13 protein-coding genes and 2 pseudogenes are annotated in these 16,158 nt (G+C 40.7%); 11 read left to right on the forward strand and 4 right to left on the reverse strand.

Annotation, left to right across the window (positions count from 1 at the left end):
• Window positions 1-53: 53 nt before the first annotated feature.
• Window positions 54-1,193: a glycosyltransferase gene (locus PGQ38_RS16165; RefSeq protein WP_270432640.1), complete on the reverse strand. Its 1,140-nt coding sequence runs from the start codon at window positions 1,191-1,193 to the stop codon at window positions 54-56.
• A 38-nt stretch (window positions 1,194-1,231) separates the two neighbouring features.
• On the opposite strand from PGQ38_RS16165, the gene PGQ38_RS20875 reads away from it, so the two are divergent.
• Both PGQ38_RS20875 and PGQ38_RS20880 read left to right on the forward strand, forming a co-directional pair.
• Window positions 1,232-1,342 carry a DUF6783 domain-containing protein gene (locus PGQ38_RS20875; protein WP_416386761.1) on the forward strand — a complete coding sequence of 37 codons (111 nt, stop codon included), beginning with the start codon at window positions 1,232-1,234 and terminating at the stop codon, window positions 1,340-1,342.
• Between the two features lie 898 nt (window positions 1,343-2,240).
• Window positions 2,241-2,723 (forward strand): hypothetical protein, encoded by a 483-nt coding sequence (locus tag PGQ38_RS20880; protein WP_416386762.1) that lies wholly within the window; start codon window positions 2,241-2,243, stop codon window positions 2,721-2,723.
• A gap of 1,269 nt (window positions 2,724-3,992) precedes the next feature.
• Here PGQ38_RS20880 and PGQ38_RS20885 read toward each other — a convergent pair.
• Window positions 3,993-4,388: pseudogene (locus PGQ38_RS20885) on the reverse strand (glycosyltransferase family 2 protein); the annotation flags it as partial.
• A gap of 366 nt (window positions 4,389-4,754) precedes the next feature.
• On the opposite strand from PGQ38_RS20885, the gene PGQ38_RS16175 reads away from it, so the two are divergent.
• Genes PGQ38_RS16175 through dprA form a run of 3 tightly spaced genes read left to right on the forward strand, consistent with a single transcriptional unit; the run spans window position 4,755 to window position 6,687 of the window.
• The gene (locus PGQ38_RS16175) at window positions 4,755-5,357 is read left to right on the forward strand and encodes a GTP pyrophosphokinase (protein ID WP_270432644.1); all 603 of its coding nucleotides are present in this window, start codon (window positions 4,755-4,757) and stop codon (window positions 5,355-5,357) included.
• A 51-nt stretch (window positions 5,358-5,408) separates the two neighbouring features.
• A complete protein-coding gene (locus PGQ38_RS16180) occupies window positions 5,409-5,948 on the forward strand; it encodes a phosphoribosyltransferase (RefSeq protein WP_173772530.1) in 540 nt (179 codons plus the stop codon).
• 13 nt (window positions 5,949-5,961) lie between these two features.
• Complete coding sequence (gene dprA / locus PGQ38_RS16185; protein ID WP_173735417.1) at window positions 5,962-6,687, forward strand: DNA-processing protein DprA; 726 nt, start codon at window positions 5,962-5,964, stop codon at window positions 6,685-6,687.
• 290 nt (window positions 6,688-6,977) lie between these two features.
• Here the strand turns inward: dprA and PGQ38_RS16195 are convergent.
• Window positions 6,978-8,692 (reverse strand): annotated as a pseudogene (locus PGQ38_RS16195) (IS1634 family transposase).
• Between the two features lie 154 nt (window positions 8,693-8,846).
• Here PGQ38_RS16195 and PGQ38_RS16200 point away from each other — a divergent pair.
• The 6 genes from PGQ38_RS16200 (at window position 8,847) to PGQ38_RS16225 (ending at window position 14,785) form a co-directional block, all read left to right on the forward strand.
• Window positions 8,847-9,239: a recombinase family protein gene (locus PGQ38_RS16200; RefSeq protein WP_270432645.1), complete on the forward strand. Its 393-nt coding sequence runs from the start codon at window positions 8,847-8,849 to the stop codon at window positions 9,237-9,239.
• The gene (locus PGQ38_RS16205) at window positions 9,193-9,525 is read left to right on the forward strand and encodes a hypothetical protein (RefSeq protein ID WP_270432670.1); all 333 of its coding nucleotides are present in this window, start codon (window positions 9,193-9,195) and stop codon (window positions 9,523-9,525) included. The genes PGQ38_RS16200 and PGQ38_RS16205 overlap by 47 nt, the downstream gene beginning before the upstream one ends.
• Before the next feature lie 525 nt (window positions 9,526-10,050).
• Complete coding sequence (locus PGQ38_RS16210; protein ID WP_270432647.1) at window positions 10,051-10,299, forward strand: hypothetical protein; 249 nt, start codon at window positions 10,051-10,053, stop codon at window positions 10,297-10,299.
• The gene (locus PGQ38_RS16215; protein ID WP_204452408.1) at window positions 10,296-12,398 is read left to right on the forward strand and encodes a hypothetical protein; all 2,103 of its coding nucleotides are present in this window, start codon (window positions 10,296-10,298) and stop codon (window positions 12,396-12,398) included. Before PGQ38_RS16210 ends, PGQ38_RS16215 begins: the two co-directional genes overlap by 4 nt.
• Before the next feature lie 368 nt (window positions 12,399-12,766).
• Window positions 12,767-13,744, forward strand: coding sequence for a hypothetical protein (locus PGQ38_RS16220; RefSeq protein WP_173772520.1), 978 nt, complete (start codon window positions 12,767-12,769; stop codon window positions 13,742-13,744).
• A 228-nt stretch (window positions 13,745-13,972) separates the two neighbouring features.
• Entirely contained in the window at window positions 13,973-14,785 is an 813-nt protein-coding gene (locus tag PGQ38_RS16225; protein ID WP_173772518.1) for a pilus assembly FimT family protein, read from the forward strand.
• A gap of 313 nt (window positions 14,786-15,098) precedes the next feature.
• Here the strand turns inward: PGQ38_RS16225 and PGQ38_RS16230 are convergent, their stop codons facing one another.
• A complete protein-coding gene (locus PGQ38_RS16230; protein ID WP_270432650.1) occupies window positions 15,099-16,037 on the reverse strand; it encodes a type IV pilin protein in 939 nt (312 codons plus the stop codon).
• Window positions 16,038-16,158: the final 121 nt, after the last annotated feature.

Raw genomic sequence — 16,158 nt, forward strand, 5'->3', positions numbered from 1 at the left:
TCTTAAGTTTATGATGTTGAGCTGAACTGGTGGCTTCTAATTAGAGCGAAAATTCAATGCTTAAAATGAGAGAGCAGTTTTTTTAATACACCTGACCGTTTAGAGGTACTGTCTGTGGCGGGGGCTTCCTGTATGCGGTGGCGGAAGTCGGCCAGGGTAGCGCACTGGGGCATGATTAGTTTGGCTTGTTTTTTGAATTGGGTAATATTGTTATAATTTTTTGTAAGGCTCTCAAATTCTGGAAGAAAAGTGAGATAATCGTAGTACCACTTGAAAGAAGGCGGGAATGCTTCAAGAGGCGAAATGTCAAGCTTCTGCGCAAACGCCTGGGTCTGCGCAGTAATCTCTTCTGAAATTTCCGGAATTTTCTTGTATTTGCGATACCAGATAAAAATGTCAATCAGCTCACGCTCCATTACGATGGCCAGCTCGCGGCCCTGAATATTGTATTTGGTACATTGGTTCATGATCAATTGCCAGGAATCAAATTCACAATGGAAGTTTCTGGCACGGTTTCCTACAAGGGATGCGCTGTTATTCACACGGTAACGGACAATCTGCTCGTGAGTGAGCCAGATCCTGTTGGCAGTGAATACGGCTTCGCTGTAGAAGGAGCGGTCGTTGACACAGATCAGATTGTTAAAGCGAAGCCCCTTTTCCAAAATGAATTTCCGTTTGTAAATGGCATTCCATGGAACTACACTGATGTGGCTGAAAATTTTAGGAGCCTGGTGGAAATTCAGAACTTTATCGAAGCACTCAGCGGGAACGTCAGACAGTGCAAAAAGCGGGGTATCGGAAAGCTCGCCGGTCTCATTGTCAAAGCAGACGGCGCAGCCCTTTACCATGTCGGCATCCGCCTGTTCAGCAATGGACAGGTATTTCTGGTAGACACCTTTTTCTACAAGGTCATCTGCATCAAGAAAGTGAAGGTAATCACCATGGGCTTCTTCGATTCCCTTATTTCGACAGGCTCCTGCAAACCGGGTCTTTTCGTTGAGGAAAAGGCGGATGCGGGAGTCTTTTTGCTGGTAATCTTTTATGAGGGCAACAGAAGCGTCGGTGGATGCGTCATCCACACAGATCACCTCCAGCTCCTCTGGATTTCCCAGATCCTGCTGCAATACACTGTCCAAAGTGGCTGTGATGTATTTCTCAGCATTGTGAACCGGGATGATAGTGGTTAATTTCATAGGTAAATCCTTTCGTAAGGAATGGGTTATAAAAAAGCATTCCCACAAATTGTGACGTACATCTTGCAGAAAGCCTTTTTCAAACACGCTCTAGAGCATTCCCTTATCATTATTTTTGCCAGAGCTTTGCGTCAGCTTCAATCCGGTAAGCTCGGCAGGCAATTCTAGACTTCCTGTATCCTTTAACATTCTGCAAAGAAATGCAATCTGGTGTCTGTAAGGTCTTGAGGTACTGTAGCGCTCTGGGTTAAAGGTGTCAAAAGTATAGGACGCTTTTGGCGCAGCAGCCAGAAGCGTAGCAACCGTTTTTATACTATCTGTGGAAGTGATTACGACTTCGTCGAATCGTGTCCCTCCCATACACTTCTTATATTCTTCTTTCCCCAGGTCCAAAATATGGGATAATGGATAAAATGAGAAAAGTCCCATCCGGCTGGTGAGCACACTTGCCAGCTTCCAGCGGTTACCTTTCTCGGGATCTGGCTTCAATGGCAGGCTGGAACAGTCAGGTGATAACTGTGCCAGATATTTGGCAGAGTCTGTATTGCGGAAATCATTGTATGCAAGCCAGAATTTTTTTTCCGGTGCCTGTGCAGCCAGGGCATTAAAATCCCGAACCAGATTCTGGGAAAGCTTCCGCCCTGTAAAGAACAGGACGCGTGTGCGCGGTGCCGGTACATCATCGGAAGAAGCTGGAGCATAATAGGGAAGCGGTCGTCCATTTAAGAGGGAATCTGCAATATCTGTGAGAAGATATTGTGGGGATTCCTCGAAAATAGTGGCTTCTCCAGAGGAATTCTTTGCTGCATGTAAATCATGATTGTTTTCCATTTGCAGAGAGCTTTTTTCCGAAGAATTCCAATTGTGCTCCTGGGAACTGAATCCATGGTCTGTATCAGAAGTAAACTGGTCAAAAGGTACTGAATGTAAAGCTTCATTTGTGACCATCTTCTCAGATATCAATTCTAACTGTCCGATATATCGTACTAACTCCGGCACATTATCAAATGCGGGATATTCCGGGTGAAATATATCGCAAAGTGTGGAGTGCAGATTGCAGGAATGATTTTTCAAGCAGGCTCCAGAGCTCTCAGGCAGACAGGAAGTGGTTTCCTGCAGGACAGGAGCAGCTGGTACAGTCTGATGGTCACTGGTTGCATTTTCGTGTCGAAGAAATGTACCGCACAGAAATCGCAGAATCTGTGTGCCTGTGGTGAATCTGGCAGAAAGTGCATTGTGATAATCCGATATAAAAATATCACACGCCGCAGCGAAATCCGGTACATCGAAATCTTTTGGCATTTCTTTTATATGTCTAAATTCAGAAAAATCAATTTCCCTCTCATGATCCAGATGCAGATACAAAACCTGATGATCGGAAAGTTCACAGTCAAATATGTAGAGGGCTGCCATGAAATTCCGGAATGTCTGCTCGGTGTCCGCAATATAGGACCCTGGAAGCAGCGGCGCATACAAAATAGTCTGCATGGAATCCATCTGCAAGCTGCGGCGGAGCTTTTCCCTGTGTGATTCATTGGGAATCAATGGAATGTGGGTGGAAGAACCGATAATGTAAGGCGTTTTGCAGATATTAGCTGTCATACATTCCTGCAGGTAAATATCCCGGTTCTGTACATTGTTAAAATACAGGCAGTCTGCCATAAACATAGTATGCTGCCAAAGCCCTGTATCAGCGGTGGAGTCCGGTGTGTTCAGAACGGTTTCCGGATACAGATTGTGTCCGCAGTAAAGCAGCACAAACTGTCCCTCTTCCTTCCGGAAATAGTAGGGCAAAGGTCCGTCTGTGATCACGTAGCCGGAGAGTGCAAGTACTTTGCCGTATTCTTCGCTGTCCGGGCACACCAGAGTAATATTCTCAGACAGAGCTGTGCTGTCGGAAAGATAGCGGTTCAGAAGAGCCTGGAACAGGGCATGCTTCTCCTGAGTCAGGGAGACAATGATCTGGTGCTCTCCAAAATTCCTCAGAAGATGCACAAGTAATTTCAATATCCAGGTAGGAATTTCTTTTCCACGGCTGGCTTCCAGAAGAATCTGCTCCGGATCAGGAGCAAGGCTTCCGGTATAGGCAAAGCCATAAAACTGGGAGGAAGTTTTTTCCCGGTGGATCATCTCAGCAGGCTGATAGCTGGGAGATGTTTTGTGAGAAAGCTTGTAATCCTTTATCCAGGCTTTCTGCTGCTGTACGGTCATTCCGTTGCAGGCCTCTATGAAAGAAATCATTTCCTGTCTGGAACCATAAAGACAGAGCAGTCGCCCAATATGTGGCGGAAGTGAATATCGGACATAATGATTGTTCTCCCAGTCCGGAATATTGGACTCCATATAATCGAAAAGCTCATTGATCAATTGCAGCTTCAGTTCTTTCTGGTCAGTCTCATAGTTGGTGAGAAGCTTCCAGAAACGGTAGAAAAAATGACGCACAGCAATGAAATCCAGCTCTGTCTGATATTGTTCAAACAGCCCCAGCTTCTCCATTTCTTCCTTCATAAAAATAATGGCATTCCGGATGTGAAGGGTGGAAGGCGTGAGACGGCTGAGGAATCCTACATTTTTTCTGTAATTATAGAAGCACTGATCCACGTATCCGATGGAACGGGCTTTCACAGCCAGAAGATAGGCCACCGGAAGATCTTCAAACCGGATTCCTTCCGGGAAACAAAGTCCGTTAAACAGATTTCTGTGAATGAACTTGATCCATGGGTATGGAGAAATCGCAGGTAATTCATAAGGCTTGTCTGCAACGCGGAAGTTCTGATTATGGCAGGATGCAATGTATTCCTTACGGACTCCGGTCTCAGAGTCTACATTATAGTAACGGAAAAGAACCAGGTCGTTTCCGTCAGCGGTAGCTTTTTCATAAAGAAGTCTGCAGGCGTCAGGCTCTACGAAGTCATCGCTGTCTACAAACCAGACATATTCTCCATGGGAATGGGCAAAACCGTAATTTCGTGCCCTGCTGACGCCGTGGTTCTCTGTGGAAAATATAAAAAGCTTCTCCGGATTTAACGACTGATAAGCCTGCAGAATCTGCAGGCTTCCATCTGTACTGCCATCATTGACAGCTACGATCTCTATTTCCTCAAGTGTCTGTGCCAATAAGCTGTCCAGGCACGCGCTCAGGTATTTTTCCACGTTATACACCGGTAAAATGATGCTGACTTTAAAAGACTTCATCAAAAACTCTCTACCCCATTCCTAATTCCGATATTTCAAGTCAAAATTGCAGTTATTTCGTCAATCTTTTACCTATAATAGTACCAGTTCGACAGGGGGATTTCAAGGGGAAAAGGAAGGGAGTGAACAGTAATTTATTTGTTACTGTTCACTCCGTTCACAGTAACGCGCTTCGCGATGCACAGAAATCATGCATGCGCATGATTTCGCGCCGCAATTCTCGGGTTTTCTGTGAACTTTGTTCACAAAAAACGCCTCGCGGAACGTTACCAGTGAACAGTAACATTTATTTTCTGTTTATTTCGTTCTCACCAAATGAACACATTTATATAGTACCATGGGAAACGAGAAGGAGGGTTTTTACTTATGACTGACAAGGAGTATTATGGGCTTATTCAGCCGTATGAGGATGCGATGAAGCTATTGCTGACACGTCTGGAAGTGCTGAACCACTCTATTTATAAAACAAAGACGGGGAAACCCGTTCATAACATACAGTACCGGATCAAAAAGAAGGACAGCATTGAGGAAAAACTGGTGCGTCATGGTTTCGAGCCAACCTTGGAAAATGCCAAGGATCAGTTGCAGGATATTGCGGGGGTGCGTATTATCTGCTATTTTGTTGGTGATGTAAATAATCTGATAAACATGTTAAAGAAGCAGCCCGACCTTATTTTCATCCGTGAGAGAAACTATATTGAGAGCCCCAAGCCCAACGGTTATCGCAGCCATCATGTCATTCTCGGCGTAAATGTCTGCTGTCTTGATGCAAACGAATACTATCCGGTAGAAATCCAGCTGCGCACCATCTCCATGGACTTCTGGGCCGCCATGGAACACCGCGTCTCCTACAACAAACAATACGACAACAAAGAACAACGTGTAGCCGAACTCCTCCAATACTCCAATATTCTGGAAAAGATGGAAAAGGAGTTTGAGAAATATAATGATCATCCGGTTGAAATGTGAGTAGCAATCTGATAAAATAAAGAAAACATTTGTTCGAAGGAGGCTATAAACATGGTGTTTGTAAATGAAGCATGGAACGGAACTGGTGAAATTGTAGTTTACAGTAACTATCATAAATATTGGCTGGACAGAGAACGAAAGATAAAGAATCCATTGTTTGATGTGTTTAGCGGGAAAATATTGGATTTGAAGGATAAGAAACCATCGGCGATTAAATATTTTTACAATTTACTGGATTGTGAGATATGCCCCGGAGTAACTATTTGTGTGGTACCTTCCAGTAATGCGGAAAAAAGAGAATCCGGAATTGGAAAACTAGGAGAAATGCTTGCTGCCAATGGAAGGGATAATAAAGTATATTTTTTAAGAAGAAGCCATTCAATCAACAAGCTTGCAACAGGAGGAAGCAGGAATCTGTCAGTTCATATGCAGTCTATTGATACGGTAGAGGATATAGACATAAGCGGAGACATTGTATTATTGATGGATGACGTAACTACAACTGGAAACTCTCTGTATGTCTGCAAAGAAATTTTATTAAATCGTGGAGCCGCTAATGTAGAAATGTTTGCATTGGGTAAGGCAATATAAAATGGAAAAGCTTATGGAAGAAAAGAAAACAACACTATGGCAGGAAATAAAAATCTGTCGAGTTGATGAAACAAATTATCCACATGATTTGAAAAAAATAAAAGACCGGCCAGAGGTTTTGTACTATAGAGGAAATATTGATATTTTGAATGAGCATAAAAGTATTGCGGTTGTAGGATCACGTAAGATATCGGCTGTAGGTGCTAAGTTGGCTTATAATGCGGGCAGTATTATAGGCAAAAATGGTTTTAATCTTGTAAATGGTCTTGCACTTGGCTGTGATGCAGAAGCTCTAAAGGGGGCTCTGGCAGCAGGGGGGAAATGCGCAGTGGTTCTTCCTTGCGGAATAAATGAAATATATCCGAAATCTAATCAATGGATTGCAGAAGAAGTTTTAAAGCAGGGCGGATGTCTTATTAGCGAATATCCCGAAGGAACAAGACCTGAGAAATATCGTTTCGTGCAGCGCGACCGACTTCAAAGTGGCATGTCTCAGGGGGTTCTGGTAGTAGAAGCTATGGAAAAAAGTGGTACTATGCATACTGCAGAGTATGCAAAAAAACAGAATCGCCGCCTGGCTTGTTATTATCACGGTTTGTTGAAATATTCTACAGGAAATAATGTTTTGGAGAATTTATATCAGGCAGCAGTGATTAAAACCAATGAGGATTTAGAGAACTATTTATGTGAAATTGCAGATATAGAAGAATATACGCAATTGAGTTTTGATTTTGTATAACTATTTCCCCACGAGAAACAGAAAAGCAGCATTGTTTCTCGTGGGGATTTTTATGTTCTGTTTTAGTACAAATTTTATTGAAAAATATTCTACATCATTTCTACTTTTTTATCTTATTTTTCGTACGGAATAAATGGCAAAAATGCCGTAGTTCGCATACTCTTTTCATATTCTAACAGTTGCGAAAGACCCTGACTTTTGCAGCTAAATGGATATAAAACACCCGTCAAACCCAGTAAATACAGGGCTTGGCGGGCTTTCTGCTTTGTCAGATTTTCATGGTGTTTTTTCTATTTTTGGGTCTTTGCTAAAACTTTTTTTATTTCCCCTAGCGTACGGATACGTTTTCCAAAATCAATATCTGTAACTCTTTCGATATCTTTTAAAACTTCATCGTAATAATCAAACAGATAATAGTTTTGCTGGATTAGGCTGCATTTGGCTTTTGACAGAGATTCCAAAATAGTTCCGATGCTGTATTTTCGCTCCAGTTTATTTTCCAGTATTCTAGCGATTGTCAAAGCTACAAAACAGGTAAGGAAATGTGCTTTGATATGTTCTTTTGTTCAGACATACACGGGTCTGGCTTCCAGTTCACTTTTGGTTACTTTAAAAGATTCCTCAATTCTCCATAAACCTCGGTACATATCGATAATCTCGTCGTCAGATGTCTCCATTTCGCTGGTTAAGAGCATGTAGTAACCATCCAGTGATTCTTCCTCCCGGATTTTGTCCTCATCAATGTCCAGCCCAGAAGAGGCGGTAAGGATTTCTCCGGTTTCTTTGTCATAGTCTATTTTTTGACATATTTTGCAGCACCATAAGACGTGGCTCTTGTATAATTCCCTGGATTTTTTGCCAGGTCTCTTGCTTTTGTCAGTGCAGCTTCACGCTCTGCTTTTGCTCGTTTGGCATATTTTTCACTCCAGAAGACAACCTGTTTCTCATTTACCTGCTTTTTTATTTTTTTGCCCGAAACAGAGGATACTTGGATTGTTCTTGGAGATTTGCGGGATTTCCGCTTGTATTCTGTACCAAGCCATTCATAACCTTCCTGTTCCAGAACATAGTCCTTGATGCTTTTTTCTGCGCCCCGGATGGACATACTGAAAACATATCCGTCATGAGTGGGCGTGTTGATCGTGTACCAGATGTTATCACCTGTTGTCATTCCTTTGTCAGCAACGGAAATGACTCTGCCAAGATCAAACTGCTTTTTGATGCGTCCAAAGTTAGGTCTGTAGGTCAGACAGTTATTGGTATTTCCGGGAAAAAGCTCATAAGTAATAGGAATTCCCTGATTATCCATGAAAAGTCCCATCTGCACAATTGGATTTGGACGATGTTCTTTTGAAACTCCTTTACGGAGAAAATCGGTTTGCTCATCTGTCTCAAAATAGTAGTTTGTAACATCATAATAGATGAGGCTGGTATCCCTGCCATAATTCTCTTTGATATGGTCATTTAGCCAGATCTGCAAGTTTTCTTTATGTTTGTCAAGGAAAGACAGACAGCGGTAAACATCGTCTAAAGAGTAGTCTGTTTTCTCAAAGAAATGTTCCCGATCATCATAGGAAGATTTCTTTGAAGCAGGGAAAAGAAGTCTGGAATAGACCAGCATCTTCATGATGGTATTGGCATCATACTGTTCTTTTGAGCGGCGCTGCCGGTTCGTTAGGAAAGTATGGAGACCGAGCTCATGGTAGATATGGCTCAGTGCAGCATAGCCAAAGTTTTTTCTCAGCTTGTCACCTAAACAAAGGCGATCAGAATCGTAAAAAGTAAAGTGGATGGGAGCCTGTCTGGCTGCTTTTTCAGCTTTTAGCTGCTCGACTCTTTTTTGAAAGTGAGCAATAGGGTCATCATATTTTTTTTCTAATTCGTCTAGCCAGCCAATAGATTTTACTGTTTTCTGGCGGGAGCATTTCTTAGCTTTATCGTAATAGGTGTCAACAATGGAAAGGCGAATCCGACCATTCAGGTTTGGTGTTTTTTTGAGGTACATAGCAAGCACTCCGTTTCGTATAATATTTATTGCACCACAAAACGATACAAAACGCTAGTAAAATATGACGAAATTTAAAAATAAAAAAAGCCTGAAAGCAAGGAAACAAAAGGCTTTCAAGCGATAAGTGAGCATATGTTACTGCAAAACTGTGGTGCATGGCGAATCTCGTTGGGCTGCGGTTTCGGTCGTTCGCATCCTTCAAAATGAAAAGTACAAGGGAGATCTGCTTATGCAGAAGTATTATATCCGGGATTTTCTTACGAAAGAGCTGGAAAAGAACGATGGAAAACTGACACAGTATTATGTGGAAAATGATTATGAAGCAATCATAGAGCGGGAAATATGGGACGCGGCACAGCTGGAAATCAACAGAATCAAAGAGTTTAAACGGAATCATCAGATCCGGGAATTGGGAAGCAGCAGTCTGGAACCTTTTTATGGAAAAATTTTTTGTGGGTGCTGTGGCGGAAGGATGGTGAAGAAGAGCAGAAAAAAGTGTGTGGCGTTGCATAAATTCCGGCAAAGAAAAGGGTGGATTTTGTAAAGCCAAGCCTGTTGAGGGGCATAAGATGGAAGAATATGTAAGCGCTGCCTGGGCACAGCTGGTATCCCAGAGAGAAAATCTTCTGTCAGGTTGGGAGAAAGATATTGCCCAGGGAAATGCCCTGGAGCGCTTACGCGCAGCACAGATGAAAGAGCTGACCGAAAAGTATCCTGACTGGTTCCAGGTGGCGAAGAATACGAGAATGGTGATTGGGGAAATTATAATTGGGGGTGATAAGGGGTGTGAGATTTTGTTTATGGATGGCGTAAGGCTGGTGACGGATTAGAGCGTGTTTGAAAAATCATTCCCGTTACCAGGGGAATAGGCTGTGAAGAAAGAAAGCAAAAGAATTTAGCAGACTTTCGAAAAATACTTGTAAATCAAGAACTTCAATGTTATTATGATAAAAAGCATATTTCTCATATAGTTCAAGGCATATCCGCCATCTGATTTATCTAATCACACATCAGAAATCCATGCTTTTTACCCATTAACGAAGAAGAGCAGGAGTTCTGAATGAAAGGTATGTATGCTTAGCTTGTCTTTTCTGACTCCTGCAAAGAAAAGGAGGACCAGCCTATGGTAAACAGAAACTACAAGGTCACGATATTCCGGATGCTATGAAGGCAGTAACAGGGAATTGATGGAACAGTGCCAGATACTAAGGGAATATGCAATATATGTAGCGCGGGTTCGTAAATATGCAAAATATATGCAACTGGAAACAGCTGTTCAAAAAGCTGTAGATGAATGTATTCAGGAGGAAATTCTGGAAGAATTTCTTCGGAAAAATAGAGCGGAGGTTATCGCAGTGAGTATATTTGAATATGACAAAGAAGAGGAAGAACGTAAATTGAGAAAAGCTGAGTTTGAGGCTGGGGAGCAAAGTGGAATACAAAAAGGAATACAAGAGGGAATACAGGAAGGAAAGGAATTGAAAACAAAAGAAATTGTCAATTCGTTACTTCAGGATGGAATGGGCATTGAAAAGATTGCGGCTTTACTGAAAATTAGCAAAGAACATGTTTTGAAATTAGCAGGAAGGAGCAAAAATTTATGAAAAAGAATTACCACCTCCACCGGCTGATTCGTTTTTGCCTGATGATTTCCCTGCTTCTGCTGTGCAGTGCAAGCCAGGTATTTGCTGCAGCAAAGGTAAATCTGAAAAACACCAAAATCAAATTATCAGCCACCAAACTCACCTACAATCAAAAAGTCCAGCGCCCGAAGGTAAGCGTCACCTATAAGGGCAAAGTCCTGAAAGAGAAGAAAAACTATGTTCTGAAATATTCCAAGGGCTGCAAAAAGGTAGGCACCTATACGGTTCAGATTATTGGAAAAGGTGCTTATGCCGGAAACGTGAAAAAGCAGTTTACCATTTTGCCTCCAAAGACCCAGGTAATGGGTGGTTATGTTGGAAAAAAGACTGTCAGTGTGATAATAAAAAGGCAAACCGCTCAGACCAGCGGTTACCAGCTGCGCTATGCCACAAATTCCAAATTAAAAAATGCGAAAACCATAACAGTCAAAGGAAACAAAAACAACACCGTTTCCCTCAATGGACTGAAAGCCGGAACTACATATTATATGCAGGCCCGTACCTACATGGCCATTAAAGGAAAGAAATATTATTCCAAATGGTCTTCCACGGAACATTGTAAAACAAGCGGAAAGTCAAAAGGAAATACTTCAAATACAACGCCTACCCCTAAGCCGGTTCCGAAATTAACGCTCGAAGAGGGAAAAGCAAATATAACCCTGGAAAGCGGAAGGTATTATGAGATTGAAACGTCAAATGGAATCAAAGACATTAATATTTCTGATCCGGCTGTTGTATATTCTACAGATGAAGCTGAAGGCGGAAATAGCCGCTTATTTGCGACACTTGAGCCTGGGAAATGCGTGATTACCATCACGGATATTTATGGACAAAAAATTACTTCCACGGTTTCAGTTACCCAGAAGCTATACAGTCCGCATACTGAGACTTCTTATGTAGTGACATCTGAAACCGTTGACAGCACACTTCCTGTTCCCACCATCAAGTCAATAGATTATGGTGACGGATGGGTGGATGTGAACTGCCCGGGAACTTTTTCCCAGTCAGATCCCTATGTTGGTTACGAAGGTTATCTTTCTTACAATGATAAGTTTGCATATAGTGTTCAGGATACGCGAACAATCGGTGATGATAACGGGATAGGAAGTGTGAGTTTCTATTATTTAGACTCAGGCCGCAGTTACTATACAAAAGTACGTTCTTACACCATCCGCAATAATGTAAAAGTCGTTGGACTGTGGAGTGAAATCCGTAAAGTGGATTTGCCAATATATGATACGAAAGGCACAACACCTGCTAAATATACCTATGAAATTTATGGTCTGGACAAGCAGAAAGCAGATATTTACACACAGTGTATCAAACCTCTTTTTATAAAAACAGACAATCAGGATCTAAATTCTTTTAGACTGATCTGTGATGGAGAAAGCCCTTTGATAAATGTGTATTCAGGTGGATCAACGCACATATATGATGATATTCCTTATGAAAACGGCGATTCCGAGACCACTTCCCTGAAAAAAGTAAAAGGCGGTTATATCGGATATGTATATTTTGAAAAAGCAGGAACTTACAATATCGAATTCCGGGAATACTCCATGTCTGGTTATACGGTTGCAAAAACAGTGGCATTAAATGTTATGGATTATGACCAGGCTGAGAAAGCATGGATGACTGACATTATCAATAAAGTTACAACTTCCGGTATGACTCCATTTGAAAAAATGGATGCTGTAAGTGATTACCTCACAGAACCAGGTCGCTTCAAATATGTAACGGTACATGGAAATTATCTGGTATCTCTGGCAGCAGAACCTAATACTCCATTTTTTGTATCTTATCGTTGGGATTCCTGCACATCACCGGCAGCCCTTTGTGAATTTGCAAAGTTAATCGGTGGTTTTGATGATATTCATAATTGTTATGGTGATTATCAGAGAGGCACTGAGGAATGGTCTCGCTGGCATTATGTGGCTAAACTTACGATAGGAAGCGAAACACGAAATTACGCCGTATGCCCGATGAGCCCAACCGGTGAAGTCGGCGAAACACAGATGATCGACCTGACAGACCTTAGTAATATGAGGAAATTTGGGTGATTTCAATTTAAATAATTCTTTTTACCGGGCAGGCCAGAAGTCATTTCTGGTCTGCTTTTCTGCACAATTCTTATGAAAATCATATACATAATCCTCAATTTTTTTGATTGACATTGCCCTTCGTTAAGTCGTATACTTAATTTACTTTTACAAAAGAAAAATCTAAATCTGACCATTCGGTCAGGTAATTCCATTTCGTTATGAATATTTTGCGTGGGGATGAAATAGTTGTTGTAAAGTTGTACTTTTGTATACTAATACTTGAAAAATACAAAATATATGTATATACTAATGATAGTACAAAATGTTCGTTCTTGTATTGTACACATGACTTTATATAACTTTTTCATACCAAGAAAGGAGTGTGCATGCGGGAAAAGAACGCCACATCAATTGAGTACTTTAAGGATCCACGACGGATAGTGGATCTTCTGAATGGAATGGTTTTTCATGGCAGGCAGGTTATTACAGAAGATAATCTGTTGGAGAAAAATCCAGTGCTGCATAATGTCTATCGGGAAAAGAATAAAGTTGTCGCTATAGAAAATACACCAGATCTGTCTGTTGCAGTGACGTGGAAGAGTCTGAAATTTCAGTTTATGATTCAGATACAAACACTGGAGCATTATGCAATGCCGGTCAGACTTTTGCACGAGAAAGGAATTGACTATTATAATCAGTGGAAAAAACTGCAAAAGGATCATAAGAACTGTAATGATTTAAAAGATAATGCCGAGCGGCTTTCGGGAATGAAAAAGACCGATCATTTTTACCCTGTGCTTCAAATTGTAATCTATTTTGGACAAGAGCACTGGCGTGCAGCCTTCAAAATGGATGATCTGACCGGAGCAAATGATTTTCCAGAAGAACTGCAGAAATTATTTTTCGAGACACCAATGCTGCTTTTTGAAGTGTATTATTTCAAAAATATACACTGGTTCCAGACCGATTTACAACAGGTTTGTGGATTTTTGCAAAGAACGAATGACAAAACGGCTTTACGGGAGTATGTAAAGGCAAATGAAGAGGTTTTCTCCAAACTAGAAGAAGACACATTTGACCTACTTACTGTAATGTCGGGAATTAGGGCCATGAAACTTATAAAGAGAGATGTTGAAACGGTGGGAGGTGAATTTGATATGTGCAAGGCGTTTGATGATATGATGAGAGACAGCAAACAGGAAGGTATTCGTGAGGGCAGACGTGAGGGCGAACGTAAGACAGAAGAACGAATGAATGAATTAATTCAAAAGTTAGTCTCTGCTGGGCGTATTAATGATTTATTGCAGGCAAGTAATAATAAAAAGTATCGAAAAAAACTGATGGCGGAGTTGGGAATTGCATAAGGGTAAAATTGGGTGGCAGCCTTTGATAGCAGCCACCCAATTTAATTCCAGAAGAATTACAATTCTTTGGGTAAATATAGTTCAACCTCAGTATTTTCATTTATTACATTGTACTTCACGAGCTTATATGTTACTCTATTCTAAGAATCGCAATTGTATTTGACTAATTCAGGCATATACAGTACTGTCGCCGATAGGAGACATGTTCGTTTATGGAGCAAAGGAACTATGAAGAAAAAAAGAAAAGGTTTTACACTGGCAGAGCTTCTCATTGTTGTTGCCATAATAGCAGTATTGGTGGCAATAGGTATTCCCATATTTACCAGCCTGCTTGAAAAAAGCCGAGAAGCAGCCGATGCTGCAAATATAAGGGCACAGTATGCACAGGTTATGGATGAAGCAATTACAGTCGATGGAAATGTGAATATTGATGGAAAAGATTTTGAAAAAATCAATCTTAGGCAAAAACAGCCAGACTGGCAAACGGAGACAATCCCCAATAGTCTGGGAAATTTTTCTGTTATTGAAGGAATTCCCGGGACACAGGCGTGGGTAGAATATCATGCTGATACAGAAACGGTTTACATTAAGTTTGAGGGAGAAAGCCAAAATGGTGATAGCGGTTCAAATGGGGAAAATAATATCCTGATAGATAGCAGTTTCTGGGATAGCACAGCCGGATGGGAGGTAATAAATGCGAAATTTGAGAATGGAAAGGCAATTCTAACTCCTTCTCATAAGGATAGCGTGCTAAAACGGGGTGGCGATGAAACGATTATGTTACAGGCGAATAAAAAATACAAACTTGTTGTCAATATAGAAGAGTGCGGCGCGAATCTAAAGGTCAGACTGTCTAATAGAAATGGCAATAATACGTACCTTGAACAAAATGTTCAAACATTGGGGAAATATGAATTTGATTATACGCATGAAGAAGGGCACGATGATGATGTGAGAATTTCTTTTGAAGTTCCGAGAAGTCAAGTGGGAAAAGGTCCGGTATGCATTACGTCAGTCTCTTTTATACAGTTAAATAACTGAAAACATAGTCAGTGCGGATGTTGAAAATTTGCGAATATAATCGGAAAGAGGAAGAGGCACTTCGGTAAAGGGAGAAATATGATGTCGGAAAAATTGCTGGAGTTGAAATGGAGCGCAAAAATACGGAAAAGGAAGTAACAGAGCTGATCCTGTCAAGTTCATTGCATTTTAATATTGCAATGGACTTGAACAGGGCATAACTTTCTCTCTAAGAGAATTTTAAAACCTTAAATTATAATTAGTATTTTCATCTTAATCACAGTTTTTATCTTGGTTTATTAGTTATAATTTGTAGAACCATTTAGATTAATTTTTATCCAATTACCACTATCATTTGCAACGGTATCAATATTGTCACTTCTGGGGGGGAATAATAACTGCAATCTGTTCTGCAAATATAATAATCCTCTCCTTCTTTATATATATCTCCAGCTTTTAACTTTTCCAATCGTAATTCTTTATTATTCCAAATATCTTTTAAATTATCTTTAGTTAGTATTGTTCCTGTTGGTTTGACAAAATAAGCTTGTCCTATGTTGTTATCAGGAGCCGCATAATCATGATAGTTAGTATAACTTTCATTAGTTATAGCAATGTAAAGGAGTCCATTTTTCTTATATGCCAATCCCATATTTATGCTAAATGGTTCCGTAACGCCCTCTTTATTAGGCGGCTGATTAGGATACTGAATTGCACCTATATTTAAATCTTTAATAATGGTATTGGCTGAGCTATCTTCTGTGTCTGAATTATTGGAATCTCCTTTATCTGTATTATTTTCATTCTTATTACTAGCATTATTTCCACTTTCCCAGTAAAATGAAACATACTCCATAGCATCACTAGTAGGTGCATGATATGTGATTTCGCAATACCCATTTGGTCCAGGAATTCCCTTCCAATACGTTTCGCCTGCATTCGATGATACTCCTCCAATAGTAATTGGCAATGGAGTTTGCCAATCGTTTTTCTGCTGTTTTAACGGCGTTACTTTAATGTAATAATCGCCATTATCTTGATATATTTTCTGATCTGTTTTTGTATACGTAGCACTGGTATCCCCAGTAATCGCCGCCATCATCACTTCCGCATACGCTGACCTAACATCCGAAAGATCCACCGCTTCACGGCTTCTCTCAAGCTGACTTGTAAAGATGGGAATGGCGATGGCAACCAATACACCAATTATTGCCACAACGATTAAAAGTTCTGCCAGCGTAAAACCTCTGTCAGACTTCAATTTTCTTTTCATAAACATCCCTTTTTCTTATGTATTTGTTGATAAAATGCATATTTTTCTTTTTAATGATAGCATATAGCTTTTTAGAAATCCATTTGCATTTTCGACAAAATAAGCTGTAATTTTCGTAACA

The organism is Blautia faecis, assembly GCF_027662325.1.
Taxonomy (GTDB): Bacteria; Bacillota; Clostridia; order Lachnospirales; family Lachnospiraceae; genus Blautia_A; species Blautia_A faecis.

Bases quoted from the DNA above. Each gene is read 5' to 3' on its own strand.
- PGQ38_RS16230 (WP_270432650.1), bottom strand. From the start codon at position 16,037: ATGAAAAGAAAATTGAAGTCTGACAGAGGTTTTACGCTGGCAGAACTT.
- PGQ38_RS16175 (WP_270432644.1), top strand. From the start codon at position 4,755: ATGACTGACAAGGAGTATTATGGGCTTATTCAGCCGTATGAGGATGCG.
- PGQ38_RS16225 (WP_173772518.1), top strand. From the start codon at position 13,973: ATGAAGAAAAAAAGAAAAGGTTTTACACTGGCAGAGCTTCTCATTGTT.
- PGQ38_RS16180 (WP_173772530.1), top strand. From the start codon at position 5,409: ATGGTGTTTGTAAATGAAGCATGGAACGGAACTGGTGAAATTGTAGTT.
- dprA (WP_173735417.1), top strand. From the start codon at position 5,962: ATGGAAGAAAAGAAAACAACACTATGGCAGGAAATAAAAATCTGTCGA.
- PGQ38_RS16220 (WP_173772520.1), top strand. From the start codon at position 12,767: ATGCGGGAAAAGAACGCCACATCAATTGAGTACTTTAAGGATCCACGA.
- PGQ38_RS16215 (WP_204452408.1), top strand. From the start codon at position 10,296: ATGAAAAAGAATTACCACCTCCACCGGCTGATTCGTTTTTGCCTGATG.
- PGQ38_RS16165 (WP_270432640.1), bottom strand. From the start codon at position 1,193: ATGAAATTAACCACTATCATCCCGGTTCACAATGCTGAGAAATACATC.